This window comes from Anaerolineae bacterium, assembly GCA_013178015.1.
Taxonomy (GTDB): Bacteria; Chloroflexota; Anaerolineae; order DRVO01; family DRVO01; genus Ch71.
The window spans coordinates 1-25,778 of the sequence record JABLXR010000040.1; the positions used below are offsets into that span (position 1 = coordinate 1).

General features: G+C 65.9%; 20 protein-coding genes. 18 read left to right on the top strand and 2 right to left on the bottom strand.

The window, feature by feature from the left end:
* Both HPY83_14660 and HPY83_14665 read left to right on the top strand, forming a co-directional pair.
* Positions 1–350 (top strand): IS481 family transposase (locus HPY83_14660; protein ID NPV09185.1); only part of this gene is annotated, 350 nt, incomplete at its 5' end.
* A gap of 437 nt (positions 351–787) precedes the next feature.
* Entirely contained in the window at positions 788–3,034 is a 2,247-nt protein-coding gene (locus tag HPY83_14665) for a response regulator (protein NPV09186.1), read from the top strand.
* Here the strand turns inward: HPY83_14665 and HPY83_14670 are convergent.
* Complete coding sequence (locus HPY83_14670; GenBank protein ID NPV09187.1) at positions 2,979–4,226, bottom strand: response regulator; 1,248 nt, start codon at positions 4,224–4,226, stop codon at positions 2,979–2,981. The two genes, HPY83_14665 and HPY83_14670, sit on opposite strands and share 56 nt — an antisense overlap.
* Positions 4,227–4,415: 189 nt before the next feature.
* Here HPY83_14670 and HPY83_14675 point away from each other — a divergent pair, with 189 nt between their 5' ends.
* From HPY83_14675 to HPY83_14710, 8 genes are all read left to right on the top strand, one after another.
* The gene (locus HPY83_14675) at positions 4,416–5,612 is read left to right on the top strand and encodes a hypothetical protein (GenBank protein ID NPV09188.1); all 1,197 of its coding nucleotides are present in this window, start codon (positions 4,416–4,418) and stop codon (positions 5,610–5,612) included.
* A gap of 2 nt (positions 5,613–5,614) precedes the next feature.
* Entirely contained in the window at positions 5,615–6,574 is a 960-nt protein-coding gene (locus HPY83_14680) for a carbohydrate kinase family protein (GenBank protein ID NPV09189.1), read from the top strand.
* 144 nt (positions 6,575–6,718) lie between these two features.
* Positions 6,719–8,095, top strand: coding sequence for a hypothetical protein (locus HPY83_14685; protein ID NPV09190.1), 1,377 nt, complete (start codon positions 6,719–6,721; stop codon positions 8,093–8,095).
* 108 nt (positions 8,096–8,203) lie between these two features.
* Complete coding sequence (locus HPY83_14690; protein ID NPV09191.1) at positions 8,204–9,619, top strand: extracellular solute-binding protein; 1,416 nt, start codon at positions 8,204–8,206, stop codon at positions 9,617–9,619.
* A gap of 97 nt (positions 9,620–9,716) precedes the next feature.
* Positions 9,717–10,715, top strand: a complete 999-nt coding sequence (locus HPY83_14695; GenBank protein ID NPV09192.1) for a sugar ABC transporter permease — start codon at positions 9,717–9,719, stop codon at positions 10,713–10,715.
* Positions 10,716–10,755: 40 nt separating this feature from the next.
* Positions 10,756–11,634 carry a carbohydrate ABC transporter permease gene (locus tag HPY83_14700; protein ID NPV09193.1) on the top strand — a complete coding sequence of 293 codons (879 nt, stop codon included), beginning with the start codon at positions 10,756–10,758 and terminating at the stop codon, positions 11,632–11,634.
* Between the two features lie 128 nt (positions 11,635–11,762).
* On the top strand, positions 11,763–13,172 hold the full coding sequence (locus HPY83_14705; GenBank protein NPV09194.1) for a hypothetical protein: 1,410 nt from the start codon (positions 11,763–11,765) through the stop codon (positions 13,170–13,172).
* A 136-nt stretch (positions 13,173–13,308) separates the two neighbouring features.
* A complete protein-coding gene (locus tag HPY83_14710; protein ID NPV09195.1) occupies positions 13,309–14,496 on the top strand; it encodes a response regulator in 1,188 nt (395 codons plus the stop codon).
* Here HPY83_14710 and HPY83_14715 read toward each other — a convergent pair.
* On the bottom strand, positions 14,456–16,666 hold the full coding sequence (locus tag HPY83_14715; protein NPV09196.1) for a hybrid sensor histidine kinase/response regulator: 2,211 nt from the start codon (positions 16,664–16,666) through the stop codon (positions 14,456–14,458). The two genes, HPY83_14710 and HPY83_14715, sit on opposite strands and share 41 nt — an antisense overlap.
* 245 nt (positions 16,667–16,911) lie before the next feature.
* Here HPY83_14715 and HPY83_14720 point away from each other — a divergent pair, with 245 nt between their 5' ends.
* The 8 genes from HPY83_14720 (at position 16,912) to HPY83_14755 (ending at position 25,763) form a co-directional block, all read left to right on the top strand.
* Positions 16,912–18,192 (top strand): DegT/DnrJ/EryC1/StrS family aminotransferase, encoded by a 1,281-nt coding sequence (locus HPY83_14720; protein NPV09197.1) that lies wholly within the window; start codon positions 16,912–16,914, stop codon positions 18,190–18,192.
* Between the two features lie 133 nt (positions 18,193–18,325).
* Positions 18,326–19,732 (top strand): sugar ABC transporter substrate-binding protein, encoded by a 1,407-nt coding sequence (locus tag HPY83_14725; GenBank protein NPV09198.1) that lies wholly within the window; start codon positions 18,326–18,328, stop codon positions 19,730–19,732.
* Positions 19,733–19,815: 83 nt separating this feature from the next.
* The gene (locus HPY83_14730) at positions 19,816–20,751 is read left to right on the top strand and encodes a sugar ABC transporter permease (GenBank protein ID NPV09199.1); all 936 of its coding nucleotides are present in this window, start codon (positions 19,816–19,818) and stop codon (positions 20,749–20,751) included.
* Positions 20,752–20,771: 20 nt separating this feature from the next.
* Positions 20,772–21,659 (top strand): carbohydrate ABC transporter permease, encoded by an 888-nt coding sequence (locus tag HPY83_14735; protein ID NPV09200.1) that lies wholly within the window; start codon positions 20,772–20,774, stop codon positions 21,657–21,659.
* Between the two features lie 93 nt (positions 21,660–21,752).
* Positions 21,753–22,526 (top strand): hypothetical protein, encoded by a 774-nt coding sequence (locus HPY83_14740; protein ID NPV09201.1) that lies wholly within the window; start codon positions 21,753–21,755, stop codon positions 22,524–22,526.
* Positions 22,523–23,296, top strand: a complete 774-nt coding sequence (locus HPY83_14745) for an amidohydrolase family protein (GenBank protein ID NPV09202.1) — start codon at positions 22,523–22,525, stop codon at positions 23,294–23,296. Before HPY83_14740 ends, HPY83_14745 begins: the two co-directional genes overlap by 4 nt.
* Positions 23,297–23,333: 37 nt before the next feature.
* Positions 23,334–24,578: a DegT/DnrJ/EryC1/StrS family aminotransferase gene (locus HPY83_14750; protein ID NPV09203.1), complete on the top strand. Its 1,245-nt coding sequence runs from the start codon at positions 23,334–23,336 to the stop codon at positions 24,576–24,578.
* A gap of 120 nt (positions 24,579–24,698) precedes the next feature.
* Positions 24,699–25,763, top strand: a complete 1,065-nt coding sequence (locus HPY83_14755) for an iron-containing alcohol dehydrogenase (GenBank protein NPV09204.1) — start codon at positions 24,699–24,701, stop codon at positions 25,761–25,763.
* The last annotated feature ends 15 nt before the right edge of the window (positions 25,764–25,778 follow it).

Consider the following 25,778-nt stretch of genomic DNA (forward strand, 5'->3'; position numbering starts at 1 on the left):
CCACCTTCCGCCATGACTACAACCACCTGCGCCCCCATGAGAGCCTGGACATGGACGTGCCGGCCCAGCACTACCAGGCCAGCCCCCGGCCCTACAACCCCACCCCTGCCCCCTGGCACTACCCCCCGGGGGTGGAGGTGCTGGCTCTCAATAGCCAGGGGATGCTACCCTACCAGGGACGTCGCTACTTCGTCTGTGAGGCCCTAGCTTGCGAGCCGGTGGGAGTGCAGCGCTTCGACAACAAGCTCCTGGTCAGCTTCCGCCACATGTTCATCCGCCAGATCGATCTAGCCACCAAGCACACTGTGCCTCTGGTGCAGCCGGTGTCCGATGTGTCAACCATGTCCTGATACATTGTGTCAGCGATGTCCTGATACCGGACACACAAGATTCGCCCCTACGGCAGGGATGGCAGGTGGGCGGTTTCGTGGCCGCGATTCGCCCCGAGATCAACCTTCACGCAGGCGTATCTCGAGGCAGGAGAGGGTCTCGGCGGTGCGGGCCCTGAGCCGGCGAGGACTGCGTCTCCGTGCTCCGCACGAGGGTCCCGGACCACTTCTCTCCTGGAGCCGACGGGCGCCGCGATGTTGCCGGCGGTCTGCGGTGCGCCCGGCCGGGGGCGTCTGGTATCATCGAGGGACAGGGCACCTGGGGCGCCCAACGGCGACAGATCGATGGACCTTACCGGGCCAGAGCCGGCGCTGATCCTTCGGACGGCGGGCTACGCGCCGGGAGGTGTGCGCCCAGAGGACGAGCACCTGCGCAACCAGGCGGGGAGGGGAGTGAGATGGCAGTCCCCGATGTTGCTGATCCCCTTGGCGGGGCCGATTCGGTTGAGGCGGCGCTGGCTGGCGAGGGGCGCCCCTGGGACGCTCTGCAGGGCACTCTCACCGTTGCTACCGCCTCGGCAGCCGGGCTGGGCTACCTGGGCTTGGTCTCCCTCATCGTGGCTCACCAGAGCGACCCCCAGTGGCGCCTCTATCTGGCTCCAGCGGTGCTTTTCACCGGTGGGGCGGTGGGTCTGGCCAGCCGGCGACCGTACCGCCTCCGGGCGGCCCTCCTGATCTTGACGCTATTTGCAGCCTGCTTGGTGGCGAACACTACAACCGATTGGCCCTACGCTCCGCTGCTCTACCCCACTCCCGTGTTACTGGCCGGCGTGCTCCTGGGGCCGGCGGCAGCGGGCGTGTACGCCGCTCTTGCCACTCTGGCGCTGCTGCGTCTGCCCGTGCCCGACCGCGTTCATGCGCTCGCCGCCCTGGGCCTGCTCTGGCTGCACACCGGGATCGTCTGGGCGGCAGTGGGCAATCTTTTCCGGACCGTCTGGCGCTCCCAGCGCAGTGAGGAGCGGGCCTGGCAGCAGGCTCGGGCCACCAGCCTGCGGCGAGGGGAGCTGGCCCGGGCCAAGAAGGCGTTGAGCGACATGTATGGCTTGCTGGAGCGCACCAACTACGAGTTGGCGGTGGCGCGGCAGGAGGCGGACGAAGCTCGGCAGATCAAGGCCCAGTTCGCCGCCAACATTAGCCACGAGCTGCGCACTCCCCTGAATCTGATCGTGGGCTTCAGCGAGATGATGTACCGCTCGCCCGAGGTATACGGCAACGTGCGCTGGCCGCCGGCTCTCAGCGCCGACATCCGGGAGATACATCGGGCCAGTCGTCACCTCCTGGGTATGATAGACGACATCCTCGATCTGTCCCGTATAGAGGCCCAGCGGCTTCCCCTCAGGCTCGAGCCCACCGACATCACCGAACTGGTGCGGGATGTGGCCGCCACCGCCGGGGGCCTCCTCCGGGGTAAGGAGGCGTCCCTCCGGGTGGAGACACCGGAGCGCCTTCCGGAGGTGCTGGTGGACCGGACCCGGATCAGGCAGGTGATGCTCAACCTGGTCAACAACGCCGTCCGGTTCACCGATGTGGGTGAGATCGCGATCGTCGCGGAGGCCCGGGACGGGGAGGTCTCGGTGGCGGTGTCCGATACTGGTGTCGGGATACCTCCTGGCGAGATCCCTGGCATCTTCGAGGAGTTTGGACAGGCCAGCGATTCCCTGTCCCACGGACGCGGCGGCGCCGGGCTAGGGCTGGCCATCTGTCGCCAGTTCGTCCGCCTGCACGGCGGGCACATCGAGGCGGAGAGCGAGGTGGGGCGGGGCAGCACCTTCCGTTTCTTCCTGCCCCTGCCCGATTCCGGGCGGGCGCTCTCGCGGCTGTCCTACTACGCCCCGGAGGGATGGTCGCCCCGGGTGCCCGAGAATCCCCTGGGACGGACGGCTCTCCTGCTCGGGCCGCGTCAGGCAGCGGACGCAGAGGGCGCCAGCGCCGAGGCGGTGCCCCTGCTGGCTCGCCGCATCGAAGGCTACCGCGTGCTGCCGGTGGAGTCTCTGGACCTTCTGGCAGCGAGGGTCGAGGCTGAGCACCCTGAGGGTATCATCGTCTTGACCGACCCGCTCCTGGGCGACCGCTTCGAGGCCGAGGCCATCTGGCGCGCGGCCGGAAGAGCCGACCTGCCCATCATCCGGTGCGAGCTTCCCCTGGAGGCCGAGGCGAAGCGCCACCTAGGTGTGGCCGACTACCTGGTCAAGCCGGTGGAACGGACTCGTTTGCTGGGCGCCATTCAGAAGGTGGCTCCGCATCCCGGCCAGATACTGGTGGTAGACGATGACCCCGGCTTCGTGGCCCTCATCGGGCGGATGATAGGCGCCGGGTTCCCTGGGGCCCGTCTTCGGCGTGCCTACTCGGGGGAAGAGGCCCTGGCCGCATTGCAGGAGGGGCTGGACCTGGTGATCCTGGACCTGATCATGGCGGATGTATCTGGGCTGGACGTGATCGAGGCCATGCGTCAGGATGAGCGACTGGCGCGGGTGCCGGTGATCGTGACCACTGGCTCCGGTTACGGAGAGGAGGTAGCCCAGACGCGGCCCGCCAGGATAGAGTTGCTCCTGAGAGCCCAGGCCGGCAGAGCCCAGCTGAGCACCTACGTCAAGGCGCTGCTAGAGGCGGCTCCGCCTGACTACTCTCGCCCAGCGCCGCCCTGATGGCGGCAAGCATCTGCTGCTGCGAGACCGGCTTCTTGAGGTAGTGCCGTGCTCCCAGAGCCGCTGCCAGTTCCGGCTCGTTGAGCACGGAGCAGACGATGACCGGGATCGTGCCCAAAGCCGCGTCGGACTGCAGCCTCTGCAGGAGCTGCCAGCCGTCCACCTCCCGCATCATGACGTCCAGCACGATGGCGTCCGGTCGGGCCTGATCGATCAGGGCCAGAGCCTGTGACCAGTCGGCGGCGCTGCTGACCGAGAAACCCTCCGCAGTCAGATAGCGTTCGAACAGCTGCTGCACTCTCTCGTTGTCGTCGATCACCAGCACGCGCGCCCCACGCGCCTGACCGAACTCCAGACGCACTTCTTCCAAGGGGCCGATTGCGGGGAACAGATGCACGGCGCCACCCTGACCCTGCATGAGCTCGGACACCGGCGTAAGCCGGGCATCCAGCCCGTGAGGGCCCTGGCGAAGGGTGGACGCGATGGGTGGAGTGACCATCAGCCGCACGATGAGCCGGTCGTGGCCGGCAGCATGCCGGATGGCGATGTGGTCCGGCCTGGGTAACACGAGGGCGCTCAGAGCCGCCAGCAGAGCCTGCCTGGTCAGCACCGGATCGGCCCACGCCCATACGGGTGCCGGCGGCAGGCTGGCCTCGACGTGGACGCCGTGGCCTCGAGCCAGGGCCTGAGCCGGTCCCAGTGCGTCCTGGATCAGGGGAGCAAGGTCCACCCTTCCCAACACGATCCCCAGGCTGGTCATCTCCTCCTGCAGCGTCTGGCTGACCGGCGGCTTCGTGTCCTGCCGCTCTTGCTGCCAGCGGTCGTATAGCATGCTGGCTGCGGCCAGGAGCCCTTTGCGATGCTCCCGCTGGAACTGGCGCAGGCTTATGTGCAGCTCCTCCATGATCTCTTCCGCCGGGAAGCCGTCCACGTAGCGACGAACCAGGACGCCATAGGGTCGCCACTCCTTGTCATTGCGCGAGAGACTGTCTCCCGGGTTCAACTGTTCCAGGGTGTCAAGCAGCAGGTTTCGGAGGGCGCGGGCGGAGTCGGTGGTCGTCTCGCCGGTGGATGCCAGAGCCACCAGCGGGTGCCGCTGCAGGTGGGCATAGTCGTAGAGGTGGGCGAGGGCGTCGCGCACCAACCCGACGAACTCTTCGGGCACGGCTGCCGGAACGGCCTCGGCGCTCATGGCTGTGGCCTCACGTCACGGCCGGTCCGCTGTGGCGGCAGAGTGGCGGGAAGTTGGCGCCAGACCCATTGAAGTGATCGCACACGTGTATTATACAGACTTGCGGAGACTAGTCACAGATAGACGCCCGGGCGCTGCCGCCGGGACAGGTTCTTGCAGTGCGGAGTTACCCGCCTGGGAGGTGGGGGAATGCCCGAGCTGCCCTCGTCGAGGGAGCGCCTGCTGGCCGCCATAGACCGGCAGCCAGTGGACCGAGTGCCCTGTGCCTTCATGAGCTTCTCCGCCCTGCGCGGTCGGGTACAGGACCCCTATGAGGCGGTCCTGCGCGAGCTGGAGATGGGGCTGGACGGGTGGCTCCTCATTCCCTCGGCCTGGCGGAATCAGCGCCCCAACCACCCCGACTTGCGCGGCCTGCCGGTACGACTGCCTCCCTCCGTGCGCACCGACTTGTGGTTGGAGCGACTTCCTGGGGAGCCCTTCCCCGTGTTCCATAAGGAGTACCACACCCCGGGCGGCACCCTTACCACCCTGGTGCGCAAGACGGACGACTGGCCCCATGGGAACTTCGTTCCCTTCGTGGATGACTACCAGATCCCCCGAGCCATCAAGCCCCTCGTCGGCGGCCGGAGGGACCTGGACGCGCTGCGCTCCGTCCTTCAGCCCCCGACCGAGGAAGACGTGCGGGAGTTCTACCGGGAGGTGGAGCGGGCCCGAACCTTCCGGGATGAGCACGGCGTGATGCTGGCCGGCGGATGGGGAGTAGGGGCGGACATGGCCGGCTGGCTGTGTGGCCTGGAGAACCTGATGCTCATGGCCATGGACGAGCCCGAGACCGTGGACGAACTCCTGGGCATCATCGCCGAGTGGAACGAGCAGCGCATGCGGGTGGTGCTGGAGGCCGGAGTGGACCTGTACGTCCGCCGGGGATGGTACGAGAGCTCCGACTTCTGGTCCCCGAACCTCTACCGGCGTTTCATCCTCCCCCGGGTCAAGCGGGAAGCCGAGCTGGCTCACTCCTACGGTGCCCGCTTCGGCTACATCATGACCACGGGGCTGCTTCCCCTGATGGATAGCATCGTCGAGGCGGGAGTTGACGTGAACCTGGGGCTGGACCCGCTGCAGCACGGCGAAGCGCCGCTGGCGGCGGCTCGGGCGGCGCTTGGGGGGAAGGTGTGTCTCTGGGGCGGGGTGAATGGGGCCATCACCGTGGAGGAGGGCACCGACGAGGACGTGCGACAGGCGGTGGCCTCTGCCCTTCAGGCCATGCAGGGCGTCAGCGGTTTCATCCTGTCGCCGGTGGACAACGTGACCGAGATCACCCTCAATGCCTGGCGGAACGTGGACACGTTTGTCGCCACTTGGCGGGAGCTGCGGAACGGCGGTTAGGCATGGGTCGCGAACAGGTGTCCCAGCGCCGCTTTGACGTCATCACCATAGGTGACATGTGCGTGGACCTGGTGCTGGACCTGGGCGAGGTGATGCCGCGATTCGGCCAGGTGGAGCAGTGGGTGCCGGACTACTACCTGGAGATGGGTGGGTCCACCTGCCTCTTCGCCTGTCAGGCGGCCAAGTTGGGGCTGCGGACGGCCATCCTCGGTCGGGTAGGCGACGATGCCTACGGGGAACTGGTGGTGCGTCGGCTGCGGGAGAGCGGGGTGGACACGGACCGTGTCGTCGCCGATAGCCGCCTCAAGACGGGGCTGGGAGTGGCCCTGTGCCGAGCGGGCGGGGACCGCTCCATCCTCACCTACGCCGGCAGCCTCAACGCGGTCTACCCATCCGATGTCACGGACGAGTTCCTGAGCAGCGCCCGTCACTTGCACTACGGTAGCTACTACCTTCAGACCAACCTGCTGCCGCGGGCGGCGGAGATCATGGCTCGGGCTAGGGAGTTTGGGCTCACAGTGTCGCTCGACACTAACTGGGATCCCGAAGGCCGGTGGGACGGCGGATTGACCCAGGCGCTGGCGCACGTGGACGTGATCCTGCCCAACCAGCAGGAAGCCCTGGCCATCACCGGCATGACGGATGTGGAGGACGCCGTGACTGCCCTTCTGACTCGGGTGCCGGTGGTGGCGGTGAAGCTGGGCGAGCGAGGCAGCCTGGCGGCGACTGAAGGAGAGCGCTCCCTGGTGCCGGTGCCGCCGGTGGCGCGAGTGGTGGACACCATTGGAGCGGGAGACAGCTTCGACGCCGGGTTCCTGGCCGGCTGGCTGAGCGGCCTCTCGCTCGCTCAGAGCGCCGCCATCGGCAATGCCTGCGGCCGCGCGACCACCCAGGCGGCCGGCGGCCTCCAGGGCCAGCTGCTCCTGCCGGACATCGCTCACCTGAGGGAGCTGATCGAGTGACCGTCTGATGGTGAGGGAGACCTCTCCACCGCGTTTGAGGAAGAGAGAGCCCGCCATCTGGTGAAAGCAGATGGCGTAGAACGGGGATCAGGTAGACGTCCGGCTCCCCCAGCTTGATGGTTGAGTTCGCCATAGGAGGCATGAATGACACCGCGGAAGAAGATCGTCCTCATCGGCGCCGGCAGCGCCGCCTTCACCCGGGGGCTGGTGGCGGACATGATCCTGGCCCGAAAGTCTTGGGACCTGAGGCTGGTGGATACGGACCCCACCGCTCTGGAGGTGGCCCGGGGCCTGGTGGAGCGCATGGTCGAGGCCAGGCAGGCGGACATGCGGGTGGAAGCGTCCACTGATCGCAGGGACCTGCTCCCGGGGGCGGACGTGGTGGTCACCACCATAGGGGTGGGGGGCCGCCGGGCCTGGGAGGCGGATGTCTTCATACCGCGCAAGTACGGCGTATACCAGCCGGTGGGCGATACCATCATGGCGGGCGGCATCTCTCGGGCCATGCGCATGATCCCGGCCCTGGTGGACATCGCCAACGACGTGGTGGCCCTCTGCCCTGAGGCCCGCTTCTTCAACTACGCCAACCCGATGACGGCCAACTGCTGGGCGGTACGTCGGGCCACCGACGCCGAGGTGGTGGGCCTCTGCATCGGCACCATCCATGTGGTGCACGAGCTGGTGCAGGTGATCGGTGCCCCGGCGGAGGAAGTGAGTGCCCTGGCTGCCGGCATCAACCACTTCACCTGGATCTACGACCTCCGCTGGAAGGGCGAAGATGCCTGGCCCCTGGTGCGCGCCCGGCTGGCTGAGGAGCGCTCCAGGGGAGGGCCGGAGGTCAGGGAGGACATCGCTCCTGGCGGCGACACCACTCAGGCTTCAGCCGCCTACCGCCACGTGGCCCACAACCCCTTCTGCTGGTCCCTCTTCGACACCTACGGGGCCTACCCGGCCGTCAACGACCGGCACGTGGTGGAGTTCTTCCCCGAGCGGTTCCCCGGGGGCAAGTACTACGGCAGGACGCTGGGGGTGGACATAATGGTGCTCGAGGACACCATCCGCCATGGCGACGAGGGCTACGCTTCCATGGCGGCCCAGGCCCGGGGGGAAGTGCCTCTGGACGGGCGGATATTCGAGCGTGGTGTGGGGGAGCACTCTCAGCTGGTCGAGATCATTGACAGCATAGATGGCGACAGCCGAGCCAACTTCTACGCTAACCTCCCCAACAACGGGGCCATCCCCAACCTGCCCTGGGACGCCATCCTGGAGATGACCGCGGTGGCTACGGGGAGGGGGCTGCTGCCCATTCAGGACACGGGTTATCCGGATATCCTGGCGGCGGTGCAGAGGCGGAAGATCGCGGGGACGCAACTGACCGTGGAGGCTGCCCTTACCGGCAGCCGCGAGCTGTTCGTGGAGGCGATACTGGCCGACGGGTGCATGGGCGACCGCGACGCGGCAAAGAAGATGGTGGAGGAGCTGATCGCAGCGCAGCGGCCGTACCTGCCCCAGTTCGCGTAGAGGGGCGGCCATGGGACGCCCGCCACGACTTCTTCCAAGGAGGTGGGTGGAGCGAATCGAGCGGGAGACAAGACAGGCCGTGCGAGAGCGAAGAGAGGAGGTGCGACGGTGACCCAAGAGCGACTGTCGAGAAGGGCCCTTCTTAAGGGTATGGGCGGAGGGATGGCGGTGCTGGCGCTGGCGGCTTGCGCTTCTGCGGGCCAGCCTGCACCCGTATCCGAATCTGCCGAGGCCACGCCGGCGGAGGGCGCGCCCCCGGTGGCCCCTGCGGAACGGGTTGACCTGGTCATGTGGACGGCGTGGGGCGGGCAGGACGACGTTGATCGGGTACGTATCATCCTCGACGAGTTTCAGGAGCTGCACCCAGGGATCATGGTGGAGCTCACTGGGGGCGGACCCGGTGGTGGTGACTACAACGAGCTGCTATTGACCCGCATTGCAGCCGGAAACGCTCCCGATGTCGCCAGCCTATTCACGCCGCCGGTGGGCTTCGCCGCTCGTGGCTCTCTCGATGTTATTGATGAGCTCATGGCAACGGCGGAGTACGCCAGGCCGGACAAGTTCTGGCAGCCGGTGCTCGATACCTGCAAGTTCCGCGGCAAGACCTACGGCCTGCCCTTCTCGGCCGCGAGCTACGGAATGTTCTACAATGTAGACTGGTTCGAGGAGGCGGGACTGCCAACCGACCGTGAGAGCTTTCCCCAGACCTTCGACGAGCTACGCGCCCTCTCAGCTCAGTTCGTGGCGTGGGAGGGTGATGAGCTCAAGACGGGTGGCTTCGTGCCCTGGAGTGAGCTCTGGACCTCGCCCGCCTGGTCGGGCTGCAACGGCGCCCAGTGGTTCGACTCGCGCAATGAGCAGTACACCATCAACGATCCGGGCAACATCGCTCTTCTCCAGTACTGGGTTGGGTGGTTGGACGAGCAGTACCGGGGCGATGTGGAGTACATTGCCAGCTTGGGCGCGTGGCATACCGGGCAGGATGGTAACTGGTTCCAGAAGGTCACTCCCCTCAGCCAGGGAGGAGCGTGGAATACCAGCTACTCGTACATGAAGTACGAGACCGCCGGCTTCCGCTGGGACGTCGCCAAGTTCCCCGTGGGCCCGGACGGCGAGAAGAGCCGTACCGCCTTCTGGCCCAACTGGTTCGCCATGCCCATCGGGGGCCCCCACAGGACCGAATCCTTCCTGCTGATGGAGTACATGTGCACCGTTGGCATGCCTACGTGGTATGCCGAGGTGTTCGATACTCCTGCTTGGCTGGATTTCCCGGACGACGTCATCACCCAGAACCTGATAGACAACGTGGGCGCGGACAAGGCGCTGGAGATGCATAACTTCTTCATTGACTACCTAGAGGACGCCGTGGAGGTCTGGACCTCGCCCATCGAGGACTTCGGCACCGACCAGATCAACCGCGCCATTGATCAGGTGATGCACAAGGTGAAGACGCCCCAGGAGGCGCTGGACGAAGCGCAGCAGATTGCGCAGACGAGACTGGAAGAGACACTGAGGAGCTTGTAGCTCGACCGCCCGCCCGGTGACGCGGCTTCCCCGGCGTGGCCGCGTCACCAGGCCGGGCCTACCGACCGGGGCGAACGCAGGGGTTCAGGAGCGGAGCATGATCGAAGCGGAAGCGCAGGCCAGAGCCGGAGTGCCCACCGACAGGGCGCGCCTCGGCCAGAGACGAGCGCGGCTCTTGCGTCAGAACGTGAAGGGCTACGCGTTCATCTCTCCCTGGATCATCGGCTTGCTGGTATTCAGTGCCTACCCGGTCCTGGCCTCGTTCTACTTCTCGTTCACCAAGTACACCGTGCTCAAGCCTCCCGTCTGGATCGGGGTGGCCAACTACGCAAACATGGTCACCCAGGATCCGGTGTACTGGAAGTCGGTGAGCAACACCCTCTACTACGGGTTGATCTCGGTGCCTTTGGGCCTAGCCTTCTCGCTGTTCCTGGCCCTGGTGCTCAACCAGGCCGTGGTCGGCATCGGGGTGTACCGGACCGTCTACTACTTGCCCGCCATCATGCCACCGGTGGCGGCCACCCTGCTATGGATGTTGCTCTTGGACCCCGGCAATGGGCTGGTGAACAGCGGGCTCCGCAGCCTCGGGATCGGCCGTCCGCCCGGCTGGTTCAGCGAAGCGGCCTGGGCCAAGCCGGCGCTGATCATCATGTCGCTTTGGGGCTCAGGCGGCACCATGCTTATCTTCCTGGCCGGCCTGAAGGACATACCCAAGACTTACTACGAGGCGGCAGAGATAGACGGCGCCAGCGCCTGGTACCGTCTGCTCAACATCACCCTGCCCTTGCTGACCCCGGTGATCTTTTTCAACCTCATCATGGGTATCATTGGTTCGTTCGGCGTCTTCACTTCGGCCTACATTGCGGGAGGTTCGTCGAGCGGCGGAGGCTACGGGCCGGGGGGCACGGCAGGAGGCCCCCTGGACTCGATGCTCATGTATATGCTGCTTCTGTATCGCAATGCCTTCCGCTACTTCGAGATGGGCTATGCCTCGGCCATGGCGGTAACCATGTTCGTGGCCATCCTATCTCTGACTTTGGTCCTGCTGAAGACATCCGGCCGGTGGGTGTACTACGAGGCGGCTGTCCCCTCGTAGCTCTCTGCGGGCCCCCGGTCGACTCGGGTAGGAGCGCGACATGAGCGTAGAGGCATTGGCCCTCAGACGGAGCCGATCCGGGGCCAGAACGGCCAAGAGGGTGGTGGCGCCGCTGCGGCACCTTCTCCTGAGCGGCGTGGCCCTAATATGGGTGATCCCGTTCCTCTGGCTGATCATAACCTCGCTCAAGCCGCTGGAGCAGGTGTTCACCCGACCGCCGAAGTGGATTCCCGAGCCCATCCTGTGGCGCAACTACATAGACGCCCTCAACAACCCCGGCTTCAACTTCGGCCGTCTCCTGCGCAACAGCATGCTCTACTCCGGTCTGTCCACCGTAGGCACCGCCATCTCCTGCTCGCTCGTCGCCTACGGGTTCGCCCGCATGCGCTTCTGGGGACGAGACGTGTGGTTCGTGGTGCTTCTGGCGACCATGATGATCCCCGGCGTGGTCACCATGATCCCCACCTACGTGCTCTTCCGGGTGTTGGGGTGGGTGGGCGGCTACGCTCCCCTGATCGTGCCCGCCTTCTTCGGGAGCGCCTTCTACATCTTCTTGCTGCGGCAGTTCTTCCTTAGCCTGCCCTGGGAGCTGACCGAGTCCGCCAGGGTGGATGGGGCGGGGGAGCTGCGCACATTCGGGAGCATCATGCTGCCGCTCATCCGCCCGGCGCTCATGGTGGCGGTGGTCTTCAACTTCCTGGGCACCTGGAACGACTTCATGGGGCCCCTCATCTACCTCTCCGACAACAGCAAGTTCCCCCTCTCGTTGGGCCTGTATGCGTTCCAGACGAAGTACCAGCGGGACTGGCACCTGATGATGGCCGCCTCCCTGGTGGTGACCATACCCATGATGATCTTGTTCTTCGCCGCCCAGCGGCAGTTCATCGAGGGCATCACCATCACCGGAATGAAGGCGTGAGTAGTGGGTAGTGGACAGTGGCCAGTGGTTAGTGGTGAGTGGGGCAGCGCTAACTGGCGGCCACATCGCTCCTGGAGAACATCTGCCACTCACCACTCACCACTAACCACTTCGCGGGAGCGTTTGCGTTGAGACTGCGAGCCGGCACAGCGGACGTCCTGAGTGAGGCCGAGGTTCATGCCATTCACAACGCCGCCCTTCGCATCCTGGAGCAGACGGGGATGTGGATCGAGAGCGACGACATCCTCCGCCACCTGGAGGGCTGCGGCGGCCGCGTCGACTACGCCCACCAGCGGGTGCGCTATCCGGCGAGGGTGGTAGAGCGGTTCCTCGCCGATAGCGACAAGGTGGATTGGGCCGCCATCCACCCTGGAGTCAGCGCCTCCGCAGGGGTCTACTACGGCCTCTATCACGACCCGGATTCCGGGGCCCTGGTTCCCTGGACGGAGGAGCGGCTGGCCGGATACTTCGCCCTGGCTCGGGCGCTGGAGCACGTGGGCGGACACAGCATGCTGGGCTGTCCGTTCTCGCCTGTTCCCCAGCTGGAGCCCCTGTACGAGAAGCTATACTGCTGGAAGTACGGGGGGCGCGAATCGGGCACCATCCACCTGGACGAGCTGTGCCCCTATCTCTATGACCTCTTCCAGTTGCGGGCCCAGCAGCTCGGCCGGCCGTTGAGCGACGTCTTCCGCGGGACGGTGTACCTGGTGCCGCCCCTCAAGCTCGGCCGCCACGAGGCTTACCAGTTTCTCTACTTCTGGAAGCGGGGGCTGCCGGTGCACATCGGGGACATGTACGCTATGGGCGCCACTTCGCCCGTGACCCTGGCCGGATCCATCGCCCTCAACCTGGCCGAGCACTTGGCCTTGGGCATCCTGCACCGGGCCTTCTTCGGGGGGACCGGCTTCAGGCTAGGGTCTTCGGTGTCCGTGATAGACATGCGCACCATGATCTACCCCTACGGCCGGCCGGAGATGGCCCTCACCAACCTCGCCACGGCTCAGATGGCCCGCCACTATGGGTTGCCCTTCGGCGGACACGCCGGGCTCTCGGATGCCAAGCTGCCGTCGGTGGAAGCCGGAGCGCAGAAGGCCCTCACCGCCATCCCCACCCTTCTGGCGGGCGGGCACGTGCACCTGGATGCCGGCCTGCTCAGCATTGACGAGGTCTGTTCGCCCCTGCAGATGATCCTGGACAACGAGTTCTGCGGCGCCCTCAAGCACCTGTGTCGGGATTTCGCGGTGACGGACGAGGAGCTGGCGGTGGACCTGGTGGATGAGGTAGGGCCGGGGGGGAACTTCATGGCCACCGAGCACACGGCGCGGCACTTCCGACAGGAGCACTGGGAGCCTGAGGTGTGGTCTCGCCTTATGGTCAGCCCCTGGTTGCGGGGAGAGGCGAAGCTGGACGTGGACTATGCTCGGGACCGTTACCACGACCTGGCCCTGGATCTGGATACCGCGCCCCGGCTCTCGGAGGAAGAGGAAGGGGATATACGCCAGGTGATCGAACGCGCCCGCCAGGAGCTCTCGTGGTAGACTGAGTCGTCCCGCGCCTCCGAGGGGCCGGCGGCGGTGCCGCTGCGGGCATCCCGCTTGGGGCCCGGCGCGACCTGCCGCTCGTGCCGGACACCGAAGGGACCCTCTGCCGGGCGCGGGGACAGGAGCGTGACCCATGCCGCAGTTGTCCCGGGAGCAGGTTCACGAGGCCCTGCGCTGGCTGTACGAGAGTGTGGAGCTCTGCCATACCGAGTTGGCGGCGGCCTTCCCTGAGACCGCCGCTGCTGGCCTCGAGGAGCAGGCGCTCCGGTTGCAGAGACTCCTGCTGCACGCCATCGAAGCCCTCTGTCCCGCTCGGCGTTACCCTTTTGGCTCGCTGGAATCCCGCTCCTACGACGTGCTCACCCTCCGGTACGTGGAGAACATGCCCATCCGGCAGATCGCGGAGGAGCTGGCCCTGAGCGAGCGTCAGGTGCACCGTGACCTATGGCGGGCTGAGGAACGGCTGACAGCGGTCCTGAACAGCCGGCTGCCCCCTGACAAGGATGAGCAGGGGGATGCCAGTCCCTTCGAGGACGAACTGGAGTACCTGCGCAGCCAGCCCACCCAGGTGTGCCTGGTGGATGTGCTCCGCTCCGCGATCCGCCTGGTGGAGCCGCTGACCCAGCAACTACCCGGCGAGGTGCGATTCGCGCCCGCCGACGAAGAGGCCTCCCTCGTCGCCGCCGACCAGGCGGTGCTCAAGCAGGTGCTGGCCCAGCTGCTGAGTGCCGCCGTTCAGGCTGCCAGCGGCGATGTGACCGCCCAACTGGCGCACGGTGAGGAGTCTGTCTCCGTCGAGCTACGGTTTGGGCTGGGTGACCGCCGCTTGCTGGAGACGCAGTTCCCCGCCGTTCAGCGTATCGCTGCTTCGCAGGGCTACCAGACCAGTCTCTGTGTAGACGCCACCGGTCAGGCGACGATGACGCTGAGCCTCTCGGCCTCTCCCCCGGTCCGGGTGCTGATAGTGGAGGACAACCCGGGGTCGGTCGAGCTGTACCGGCGGTACCTCGCTACCTCGAGCTGGCAGGTGCATGCGGTATCCGACCCACGCCACGCCTTCGCCGTGGCTCAGGAGCTGCAGCCGGACGTCATCGTTCTTGACATAATGATGCCCAAGATGGACGGGTGGAGCGTCCTGGAGCAACTGAGCAGGCGCGAAACCACCAGGAGCATCCCGGTCCTGGTGTGTTCCGTGGTGCAGGACGAGCGGCTGGGGCAGGCGCTGGGGGCGCGGGTCCAGCTGCACAAGCCGGTGTCGAGGGGTCAGTTCCTGGCGGCGATCAACCAATGCTTGCCGCGGACGCGGCCAGGTCCCCAGTAGCGGCGCCGGTGCGCTCTGAGAGGTTCAGCCTTCCGGTGGCACAGGCCAGCCCGGCGGCGATGAGGTGCACCAGTTCCCCCGGACGGAAGGGGCCGTTGCGGCTGATGTGGAAACTGGCCCCGCCCGTCTCCAGCTGGTCTTCCCCGGGCGTGGCGGCGGTGACGGCGACCACTCTGGTGGCTTCGAGGTCGCCATACTGGCGGAGGCGATTGGCCACCTCGAACCCGGAGATGTCGGGCAGGACTAGGTCCAGAAGGAGCAACCGGGGCCGGAGCCGGCGGAGCTTGCGCAGCGCCTCCTCGCCGCTGTAGGCGGCGATGACCTCGTGACGGGGGCCGGGCAGGGTCTCGATCAGTCTTCGCATCAGTTGCACGAAGCCGCGGTCGTCGTCCACCACCAGGATGCGGCTGCCGGCACCGTTGATGCCTGCCTCCGCCATGACGTGCGCCAACCCCTCCGCGGTGACCGGCTTGGTCAGCACGGCATCGAAGCTGCCCCGCGTGGAGAGCCAGTTGGCGCTGGGCAGGGGGCAGCGGATGAGGGGCAGGTCCGGGGACAGGCGCTCCAGCAGCGGCTCAGCGTCGCCGAATGCCTCGGCCCCGGCTGTCTGGTTGACCATCACCGCCACGGGCCGATGAGCCTCCAGCGCCGACTCGAGATCGCTCGGCCCGCCCACGGCGACGAAGTCGTACCCCTCCAGACGTCTCCGGAGGTAGGAGCAGGCGACACCGTCGTCGTTGAGCAGCAGCACGGCGGGGGCGACGGCAGGAACCGAGGTAGGCGAGGGCCGCCGCCCTAGGGAGACCTGCTTGGTTTCCGAAGGCAGGGAGAAGCTGAAGGTGCTTCCCGCTCCGACCTCGCTTTCGGCCCATATCCTTCCCCCGTGGAGCTGCACCAACCGCTTGGCGATAGCGAGGCCCAGGCCCTTGCCGGAATCCTCCTGAACCTTGGGCCGGCCGATTTGATAGAACTCGTTGAAGATGGTGGTCAGCTCCGACTGGGGTATGCCCGACCCCGTGTCGGACACCGATACCACCACCTCCTCGCCGGCGTCGGCCACGCGAACCACCACCCCGCCCTTCTGAGTATGGCGGATGGCGTTGGTGAGCAGGTTGAAGAGCACCTGGCGGATGCGGACCGGGTCCAGAGATAGGGGCGGTGGCGTGCCGCTGACCTCTACCCGGAGCTCGAGTCGCTTCTGCCTGGCCAGAGAGCGCACCAATTCCACGGCCTCCTCGGCGATGGCCACCAGATCCCCCGTCTCGCGCTGCAGGGGCAGGGCCAAGGCGTCGGCCCGGGCCAGGTCCACGATGTCGTCCACCAGGCGGGAGAGATAGCCAGCGTTGCGCTGGAGCTCGGCCAGGTCGCGCCGCAGCCCGTCGGGCCAAGCTGCCATGCCGTAGAGGTCGGGGTTGGAGTAGATCAGGCGGCTGAAGCCGAGGATGACGTTGAGGGGGGTGCGGAGCTCGTGGCTGAGGTTGGTGGCGAAACGGTGGCGCAGGTCGCGCAGGATGTCGGCCTCCCGGCACACCAGGGCCAGCTCCAGGTTGGTCTTCTCCAACAGGCGGTACGAGAGGTTGAGGTCCTTGATGGTGCGGCCAAGCTTGCCCCGCTCGTCCCGGAGTTGTTCCGACATGGCCACCGCTTCCAGCGTCTGGCGGGAGTAGCGCCATAGGAGGTCGTAGAGGGGCCGGAGGGCCAGCCAGATGCCGGTGGAGAGGGCCAACACCAGGGCGGCGGAGGAGGCAGATGGCTCCTGGCTGTGGAGTAGGGCGGCGCCCAGGGCGCCCACCACGGGCGCGGCTCTGGGCTGGAGGACAGCCCCCGCGGCCAGAGCCGCGCCGACGAAGATGAGGGCGGCCGCCGCCGGGCTGACCCAGGCCAGGTGGGCGGTGCCCAGCGAGAAGATCAGGGTCACGAAGAGCCAGCCGGCTAGGCGGGGGCTGGCCTGGGAGAGGGCGACGTTCAGGAGGAGCAGCAGGGTGAAGGCGATGCTCAGCCATTGAGTGACAGAGGGAGCGCCGCTGGCGGTCACCTGCTGCCACCAAGCCAGGCTGGAGAAGGCGAAGCTCATCCAGAGGAGCGAGCTCAGAGTGGTGTGGCGGATCTCCTCGGCGCCGGCGCGCTCGGCCCTCGCTACCTGCTCGGGTTGTAGTTCCGCTGCCTGCATGGCGCCCTCCCTCTCCGGCGTGAGACCGCACCCGGCGGCCGGGTGCAAGTGCCGACACGCAGTTGCATGTCAGGTACGCGTCCTATCGGCGTCAGGTTTTCGCGGCGGTGGCGGTCTCCATCGGCCTATAATGGTGGTGTCATCGCGGAGCGTAGGCGGTCTGGATGCGGACATTGTGCGCGCGGACGGCCGCGGTTGGCAAGCACCACCTGCATCTAGACTGGCGAGCGGGGCGGGGAGGAACGATGGCGGAGAAGCTGGCGATAGAGGGAGGGCCGAAGGCGGTCAGGGTAGGGCTAGAGGACCGCTGGCAGGTGGCGGGGGAGCGGGAGAAGGGCTACGTGAATGCGGTGCTGGAGGATCTGAGCACGGCCTACTCCCAGTTGGAGCTCTTTGAGGAAGAGTTTCGCCGGTTTGTGGGCACCAAGCACGCTTTGGTGATGTGCAACGGTACCGCCACCCTGCACTCGGCCATCTTTGCCGCTGGGGCCCGTCAGGGCACGGAGGTGATCGTGCCCTCGGTGACCTGGCACGCCTCCATCACCCCCATTTTGCACTGCGGGGCCACGCCGGTGTTTTGCGATGCCGACCCCGAGACCTACTGTGCCGATCCGGAGGATGTGGCCCGGCGTATAACCGAGCGCACCGTGGCCATTGTGGTGACGCACGTGTATGGCAACCCGGCGGACATGGACGCTCTGCGTGACCTAGTGAAGGGCACCAGCATCAAGCTGATCGAGGATGCTTCTCACGCCCATGGGGCCACCTGGGATGGGGCTCAGGTGGGGAGCGTGGGGGATGTGGGGTGTTTCAGTCTGCAAGCTTCCAAGGCGGTGACGGGGATCGAGGCGGGGGTAGCCACCACCGACGATGACGAGCTCTATGATGCCATGGTGGCCTTGGGCCACTATGGGCGCTGTGAGCGGTTGTTTGTGACCGAGCGGTTCAAGGAGTTGCGCAACATGGGGTTGGGCATCAAGTACCGGGCCAATCCTTTGGCGGTAGCCATGGCGAGGGCGCAGTTAGAGCGGCTGCCGGAGCTCAATGAGAAGCGGGGGGCCTGGTTTGGCCAGCTTGACCAGTTGATGGCGGGCATTCCTGGGGTAAGCGTACAGAAGACCTACGCCAAGGCCAAGCGGGGAGGGATGCTGCTTTACACTGGCCGGATAGACCCGGAGGTGGTGGGGGCGCCGGTGGACATAGTGCTTAGGGCGTTGGTGGCGGAGGGGGTGAGGACCACCCCTGGGATCACGCCCTTTGGGTATGGGGTGATGCACCTAGAGCCCTTGTTCAACCACTTCTCGTTTGAGGGGTTGGGGGGTCCGTGGGGGGATCTGCCTGTGGGGGCGAGGCGGCCGATGAAGCGGGGGGACTTGCCGGTAAGCGAGGCCATACATGATACCGCCTTTTGGCTCACCACTCCGGTGGACCCGCCGCAGGAGTGGGTAGAGCAGACGGCCTATGCTTTCCGCAAGGTGGCCGGGCAGGGGGAGAGGCTGGCGGAGCTGGCGAAGGCGGCGGTCTAGCGATCGAGCCCGGCGGGGATATCGGGTGGGAAAGGAGGTGTGAGCGGGGATCGAGCCGTACGTCCTGGAGTCGTAGCTATGGCGGTGCACTGCAGCCGACGTAGGTCGCCGAAAGGGTAAGGAGGGCAGGAAGATGGAATCGGCCAAGATGTATTCACGGCGTAGGGCGCTGAAGATCGGTGTCGGCATGCTCGGCTTGGGTGGTCTGGCGGCCTGTGCGCCCGCGGCCACACCCCAGGTGGTGGAGAGGGAAGTCACTGTCATAGTCCAGGGGACCCCGCAGATTGTGAAGGAGACCGTGGTAGTGCCGGCTGCTGCCGGTCCTGTCAAGATCCGCTGGGCGGTGAAGACCTGGGACGAAATGCGGATGAAGGTCATTGACGACTGCGCCCAGGAAGTCATGAAGCTGGACCCAGGTATCGAGGTAGTGGTAGAGCCCAGGCCGGGCCAGGGCTATTGGGAGAAGCTGCAGACCGAGTTCGCCGGAGGTGTGGCTCCGGACGTCACGTACAACCAGATGAACTGGGTCATCCCGGGGGCGGCCAGGGGGATGTTCCTGGACATCAAGCCCTTCATGGAGCGGGACAACTGGACCCTGGAGGACTACTGGTACCCCATGGACCTCGAGTGGGAATGGCAGGGCGGGCTGTACGGCACGCTCATGGTGGCTAACGGCCAGACCCTGTGCATCAGCACCACGCTCATGGAGCAGGCTGGCCTCGATCTTCCGGACGAGGACTGGACCTGGGACGACCTCCTGACCTACGCCAAGGCGATGACGGACAAGGAAGCGGGCCAATGGGGCCTCCTTGGGGCAAACTCCGCACCACCATATTGGTTGTGTGCCTTCATCCACGGCGCTGGTGGGTCAGTGCTCAATGAGGACTACAACAAGTGCACCATCACTGATCCAGTGGCAATGGAGGCAATCCAATGGGTCGCCGACCTGATGTTCACACATGAAGTACTTCCCACACCGGCTCTGCTTGAGGGTATGGAGAGTCCGTTCCTAACCGGCAAGGCCGGTATGTCTTTTGAGCTGGTGACCGCGGCCAGTACCATCCGTCCCACTTTCGAGGAGCAAGGCTTCGGTTGGCAGTACGTGCACATGCCCAGGCACCCCGTCACAGGGCTTCGTAGCGTTCAGATGGGATCGAACGTCTGGTCCATCATCGCTAACACGCAGTTCCGCGACCAGGCCTGGACTCTGTGCAAGTACCTCGGGGATGTCGAGGGTCAGAAGCGGTGGATGCTGTTTGGGCTGCCCGGCCAGCGGAGCCTGATAGCGAGTGACGAGTTCCTGTCCATGTGGGGTGATCAGGACATCACCATCCCCATTGCAGACCTCGACTGCTGCGGTCACGATTACTACCCGACCTCTGACTGCGGCGAGTGGTGGGGTCTGATGAACCAGGAATTGAGCGTCATCTGGACGGGCGAGGCCACAGTGGAAGAGGCCTGCCGGCGCGCTTGCGAGAAGTGCGATGAGGTCTTCGCACGTCGGCCTCCGCACTACGAGAAGAACCCTCAGGTGAGTTAGCTGGCCCGACGTCGCTGAGCCGGCTAGATGGGGGCCCGAGCCGCGTTCTCGGGTCCCCTGCCCGCAGGAGTGGAGGTTCGATCATGCAGGTAGCCGCCTGGCAGCCGCGGGTGCGTGGGATGTCGTCGAGCGCCAGGAGAGAGGAGTTGGAGGGGTACCTCTGCATCTCGCCCTGGCTCCTCGGCCTTCTCATCTTCACCATTGGGCCGATCCTGGCCTCGCTGTACCTCAGCTTCACCGAGTATGAGGTGGTCAAGCCGCCTGTATTCACCGGGTTGGCCAACTACGTGATGCTGGCCCGGGATGATCTGTTCTGGCAATCACTGAAGGTTACCAGCATCTATACGTTCGTGTCTGTGCCCCTCCGTATTACCCTGTCGTTCGCCATCGCGCTGCTCATGAACCAGCAGGTGAAGTTTCTGGGGCTCTTCCGCACTGCCTACTACATGCCGAATCTGGTGCCGGCGGTGGCCTCGGCGATTCTCTGGGTATGGATCTTCCAGCCCCAGTTCGGTCTCCTCAACGGTTTCCTGCGGGGCATGGGTATAGAGAACCCGCCTCCCTGGTTGGGAAGCACCAAATGGGCGCTTCCCTCCCTCATACTCATGAGCCTGTGGGGCGTGGGCGGTCCAATGTTGATCTACCTGGCTGGTCTGCAGGGCATCCCGACGGAGATGTACGAGGCGGCCGAGATAGACGGCGCGGGGCGAGTGTCGCGCTTCCGCCACGTAACACTGCCGCAGATGTCACCAGTGGTCTTCTTCAACCTGATTATGAGCATTATCGGGTCATTCCAGGTCTTCGCCGCCGGATACATCATGACCGGGGGCGGGCCTCGGTACGCAACCTACTTCTACGTGCTCTACCTGTACAACAACGCCTTCAGCTTCTTCAGAATGGGATACGCTTCTGCCCTGGCCTGGATTCTCGCTATCATCATCCTGTTTTTCACTGTACTGGTGTTTCGGTCATCAGCAGCCTGGGTCTACTACTCCGGCGAACTCAAGGGGAGGGCGTAGTGGTCACGGACGAGAGGCAGATGTCGGTCTCGCGCCCTGCCGCCTACAGGCCTGCGCCATCTCTTTGGGCGCGCAAGTCGGTGCAGCGAACGGTCGGCCGGTTGGTACTCTATCCCGTTCTTGTGGGCGGAGCGGTCATCTTGTTGCTCCCGCTGGCCTGGCTGCTTTCCAGTTCGCTGAAGCCTCTAGGGCTGATCTTCGTAGTTCCTCCCCAGTGGATCCCTTCGCCTATTAGGTGGCAGAACTACGTCGAGGTGTGGCAAGCCATTCCCATGGCGCTCTTCGCCCGCAACACGATTACCATCACCTTCTTCGCTGTGCTGGGCACGGTCGCATCGGCCTCGATCGTGGCCTTCGGCTTCGCGCGGTTGCGTTTCCGGATGCGGGACGTGCTGTTCCTTGTCCTTCTCTCGACCATGATGATCCCCGGTCAGGTCACGTTGATTCCCCAGTACATACTCTTTCGCACCCTTCGTTGGCTTAACAGCTTCCTTCCCCTGATCGTGCCATCCTACTTTGGCGGAGGCGCGTTCAACGTCTTCCTGCTGCGCCAGTTCTACATGACTCTGCCTCTGGAACTGGATGACGCCGCCCGCATTGACGGATGCAGCACCTTCCAGATCTACCGTCGGATCATCCTTCCGCAGTCCAAGCCTGCGCTGGGCGTGGTGGCCATCTTCGGGTTTATGGGACACTGGAACGAGTTCTTTGCCCCCCTCATCTACCTGAACTCGACCGAGAAGTACACCCTGGCTCTGGGCCTCAACTTCTTCCGCTCGGTTGAGTACAGCGCCTGGCACCTGCTGATGGCCGCTTCCCTCATGACGGCCCTGCCGTGCATAGTGGTATACTTCCTGGCCCAGCGCTACTTCATACAGGGGATCGTCTTCACCGGCATCAAGGGCTGATGTCAGTCGGAGGACACCGGACAACCCCGACCCGGCCGGCATGAGTTCGCCTGCCGCATCAGGGCATCCGGGTCGCCTTCCAGGAGCTCAAACATGACTCACCCCCTCCGCTTCCTCGACGTCAACTGCGCCATCGGACCCTACTACAACCCACCGACAGGCCACGACTGGTCGCTCGCCGGGTTGCTCGCCAAGATGGACCACCTGGGCATCGCCGAGGCCTGCCCCGCCTGCCTCCTAAGCCGCGACCTGGACCCGGCCACCGGCAACGAGTGGCTGGTCCAGCACGCCCCCGCCTCCGACCGCATCCACCCGGTGTGGACCGCCGCGCCCCACCATACGGGCGAGTTCCCTGCCCCCGAGGACCTTCTCACCCTCATGCGCCGGCACGGCGTCCGGATGTTGCGGCTCTGGTTCTATCCCAGCGCCTTCCTGGATCGGCTGGACCTGCCCTTGCTGGGGGAGCTCTTCGATGCGCTGGCTCAGCACCGGGTCCCCCTCCTGCTCGACGTGTCGGAGCCGAACCTGCTGCGGGTCTCCGACCTGGAGCCGGTCCTCCGCGGCTGGCCCGCGATGCCGGTGATCCTGAGCGTGCCCAAGCAGAGCCAGAACGAGCGCTGGTTCTACTACCTGTGGGAGAAGTATGACAGCTTCCACCTGGACCTGCCCGGCTACCAGATCCTGGGAGGTATCGAGGCCGTGGTGGCTCGCTTCGGCCCTGCCAGACTGGTATACGGCTCAAGGTACCCCTACTTCACCCCCCTCCAGTCCATGCTGCAGCTCATCTACAGCGAGGTAGAGGAGGAAGCCAAGAAGGCCATCGCCGGGGATACGGTGCGTCGGCTGCTGCAGGAGGTGGGGCTGTGAGCGCCATCATGGAGCGAGCTCTGCGGGGAGAGTCGCTGGCCGGCCTCGGGCTCATTGACTTCCACGTCCACCTGGGGAAGTGGTCCGGTCTCAACATACTGGCCCACCATCCGGAGGAGATCGTACGGCGCGCTATGGCCCTCGGGCTGGAGCGCATCGTGGTCAACGGCGTGATCCATCCCCAGCTCACGGCGAGCAACGACCTGGTGGGCGACCTGGTCCGGCGCTATCCGGGCTTCGTCATTGGCCTGGCGGTCACGAACCCCTACCAGCACGACATGGCCCACGAGGTCCGCCGTTGCTTCGACGAGCTAGGTATGCGGGGCGTGAAGCTGCATGCTATGCATGAGACCTACCAGTCGCCGCAGCCGCTCCTCGCCTACCGGGAACAGTGGGAGAGGCTGTTCGCCTTCCTTTCCGACCGCGGGGCCCCGGTGCTCTACCACGGAATCGTGACCGAGGATATGATCCGGTCCTGGCCGGACGTGCCCTTTGTGATGGCGCACGGGGTGAGCAGCCCGGAGCAGATGGTGAGGCTGAGCCGGTACCCCAACTTCCACGTGGACACGGCCTCCACCCAGAACCCGTACTTCGCCGTGACGCGGGCGGTGAGCCTGCTGGGCGCGTCGCGCGTGATCTGGGGCACCGACGCCCCCTGGGATGACTTCGCCCAGCGGCTGGGAGTGGTCCTGGACACGGACCTGCCGGTGCCGGACCTGCTGGCCATCCTGGGCCGCAACGCTGCCCGCCTGCTAAGACTCGAGGAGTAGCCCCTTCACGGAGCGGGGCTGCAAGGAGAAAGTGACTATGGCAACCGTGACGGTAATGACGGCCGAGGACCGCCGGGAAATCCTGCGCCGGGGCTCTAGCGGCCCCGTGCACCAAGGCCTCATCCCCCTAGGCGGCTGGTACGGCCAGGAGGAAATGGACGCCATCCGACAGGTGTTGGAACACGGCGCCCGCTACTGGGTGGGTTTCGGGGGCGGGCCGTACGTGTCCAGGTTCGAGGAAGAGTTCGCTGCCTACGTGGGCACCAAGTACGCCCTGGCCGTCAACTCCTGCGGCACCGGGCTGGACCTGGTGATGAAGATCCTGGACCTGGAGCCGGGCGACGAGGTGATCACTACCCCCATTACCTACATCGCCACCAGCCATGCCATCATGGCCGCCGGCGGCACCCCCGTCTTCGCCGACATCGGCGATGGCACCTTCAACATCGACCCCGAGCACGTCGAGCGCAAGATGAGCCCTCGTACCCGAGCCATCCTGCCGGTGCACAACAACGGCCTCTCGGCGGACATGGACGCCCTGCTGGACATCGCCGAGCGCCATCCTCACCCCAAGCATGGCCCGGTGCCCGTCTTCGGCGACGCCGCCCGCGCCTGCGGCGCCGGCTACAAGGACACCAAGGTAGGCAAGAGGGGCACGGCTAACGTCTTCTCCTTCCAGACCTCCAAGAACATGACCACCCTGGGTGAGGGGGGCATGATCACGACAGACGAGGAGTGGGTGGCCCGCCGCACCCGCCGGCTGCACACCTTCGGCTGGGACCGCTGGGAGGGCGAGAGCGTCCTGGTCGAGCCCGGCTTCAACTACCGCATGACCGGCATCCAGGCGGCGGTGGGCTCGGTGCAACTGGCCAAGCTGGATCAGATGAACGAGAGGCGGCGCGAGCGGGCGGCCAGGCTAACCGCGCTGTTGCAGGCGGCCGCGCCCGGCATCCAGACGCCCATCGAGCCGGAGGGGTACACCCACATCTACTACGGCTACACGGTGATGGTGCCCAAGGAGTGGGCGGGGGAGAAGCGGGACCGGTTCATCGAGCGGATGCAGCAGGACTACCAGGTGGGCGGCGTGGTCATGAACTTCGCCGTCACCAAGTACCCCATGCTGCGAAAGCTGGGCTACGACCCCCAGGACACCCCTCGGGCCCTGGAGCACGGCGACAGGCTCTTCTGCCTGCCCCTGCATCCGCAGCTGACCGACCAGGACCTGGAATACATCGCCGCCGCCGTAGGCGAGACCTTCGACAAGATGGCAATGGAACGCTGATGACCCTGATACTACGCGCATTCACGCTGATCACGAAGAGATGATGGAAGATCAGCGGAGATCAACGCAGTATCAGCGTTCATCAGCGTTCCATTCGCGGGGTGTCCAGGAGAGACGCCGATGATCAAGACCATGCGCAGCCCGCAGTACTTCGTGGTGGGGGCCGGCGCCAGCGGGCAAGTAGGAGAACACGCGGCCCAGTTCGGCACTCGGGCCCTGGTGATCGGGGGCAACCGTGCCCTGGAGGCGGCCAAGCCTACCGTGCTGCCCAGCCTGGAGGCCGGCGGCCTCACCTACCACCTCGAGCAGGGAGATCACGTCCGCAAGACGCTCGACTCGGTGAACCATCTGGTGGCGATTGGACGCCAGCAGAAGGTGGATCTGGTGATTGGCTGCGGCGGTGGGGCGGTGATGGACTGCGGCAAGGCCGTGGCTCACGATCTGGGGGTCCAGTATATCGCCCTGCCCACCACGGCCGGTGTCAACGCCGCCGGCACTTCGGGCGCGGGGATCGAAGGGGATCCCGGCCCCCGGCGTCGCTGGTACCAGGCGGTGGACGTGGTCATCGCCGACACTGCCATTATCGCCCGAGCCGGCGGCCGTTACCTGGCCTCGGGCATGGGGGATGCTCTGCCCTCCAAGTACGGGGCTCAACTGGCCCAGTGGCGGGGAGCCCCGGACGTCACCGCCAGCCGGCTGGCCTTCGCCCGCCTGTGTTCGGATACGATACTGGCCGACGGCGCGCGCGCCTATCGTGCCTGCCAGCGGGGCATGCCCACCGAGGAAGTGGATCGGGTGGTCGAGGCAGTCCTCTATCAGTCTGGGATGGGGGGCTTCGGCATGGGGGGTGACCACGTGCTGCATCCGGCTCGGATGCCGGGCGCCCGGGCAGACGTCATCCACGGAGAGTGGGTGGCCTTCGGTCTGCTGGTGCGGGTGGTACTGGGAGGTGAGTTCAGCGAGGATCTGCCCGCCCTGATCGCCTTCGATCGCTCGGTGAACCTGCCTACCACCTTCGCCGACTTCGGGCTGCACGACCCAGGCTGGCCCGACGTGCTCGAGGAGGCACGCCGGATCGTGGGGCCGGCGGGGCAGGCGGACTACGGCATTGGCCGGCCGGTGACGCCGGAGGACGTGTGCGAGGCCATGTTCGAGGTGGACTACCTGGGGCGGACCCTGGCCTGATCTGCGGGTCGCCAC

Bases quoted from the DNA above. Each gene is read 5' to 3' on its own strand.
- HPY83_14680 (NPV09189.1), top strand. From the start codon at position 5,615: ATGGGTCGCGAACAGGTGTCCCAGCGCCGCTTTGACGTCATCACCATA.
- HPY83_14695 (NPV09192.1), top strand. From the start codon at position 9,717: ATGATCGAAGCGGAAGCGCAGGCCAGAGCCGGAGTGCCCACCGACAGG.
- HPY83_14750 (NPV09203.1), top strand. From the start codon at position 23,334: ATGGCAACCGTGACGGTAATGACGGCCGAGGACCGCCGGGAAATCCTG.
- HPY83_14685 (NPV09190.1), top strand. From the start codon at position 6,719: ATGACACCGCGGAAGAAGATCGTCCTCATCGGCGCCGGCAGCGCCGCC.
- HPY83_14730 (NPV09199.1), top strand. From the start codon at position 19,816: ATGCAGGTAGCCGCCTGGCAGCCGCGGGTGCGTGGGATGTCGTCGAGC.
- HPY83_14720 (NPV09197.1), top strand. From the start codon at position 16,912: ATGGCGGAGAAGCTGGCGATAGAGGGAGGGCCGAAGGCGGTCAGGGTA.
- HPY83_14700 (NPV09193.1), top strand. From the start codon at position 10,756: ATGAGCGTAGAGGCATTGGCCCTCAGACGGAGCCGATCCGGGGCCAGA.
- HPY83_14710 (NPV09195.1), top strand. From the start codon at position 13,309: ATGCCGCAGTTGTCCCGGGAGCAGGTTCACGAGGCCCTGCGCTGGCTG.
- HPY83_14670 (NPV09187.1), bottom strand. From the start codon at position 4,226: ATGAGCGCCGAGGCCGTTCCGGCAGCCGTGCCCGAAGAGTTCGTCGGG.
- HPY83_14740 (NPV09201.1), top strand. From the start codon at position 21,753: ATGACTCACCCCCTCCGCTTCCTCGACGTCAACTGCGCCATCGGACCC.
- HPY83_14735 (NPV09200.1), top strand. From the start codon at position 20,772: ATGTCGGTCTCGCGCCCTGCCGCCTACAGGCCTGCGCCATCTCTTTGG.
- HPY83_14675 (NPV09188.1), top strand. From the start codon at position 4,416: ATGCCCGAGCTGCCCTCGTCGAGGGAGCGCCTGCTGGCCGCCATAGAC.
- HPY83_14755 (NPV09204.1), top strand. From the start codon at position 24,699: ATGATCAAGACCATGCGCAGCCCGCAGTACTTCGTGGTGGGGGCCGGC.
- HPY83_14725 (NPV09198.1), top strand. From the start codon at position 18,326: ATGGAATCGGCCAAGATGTATTCACGGCGTAGGGCGCTGAAGATCGGT.
- HPY83_14715 (NPV09196.1), bottom strand. From the start codon at position 16,666: ATGCAGGCAGCGGAACTACAACCCGAGCAGGTAGCGAGGGCCGAGCGC.
- HPY83_14665 (NPV09186.1), top strand. From the start codon at position 788: ATGGCAGTCCCCGATGTTGCTGATCCCCTTGGCGGGGCCGATTCGGTT.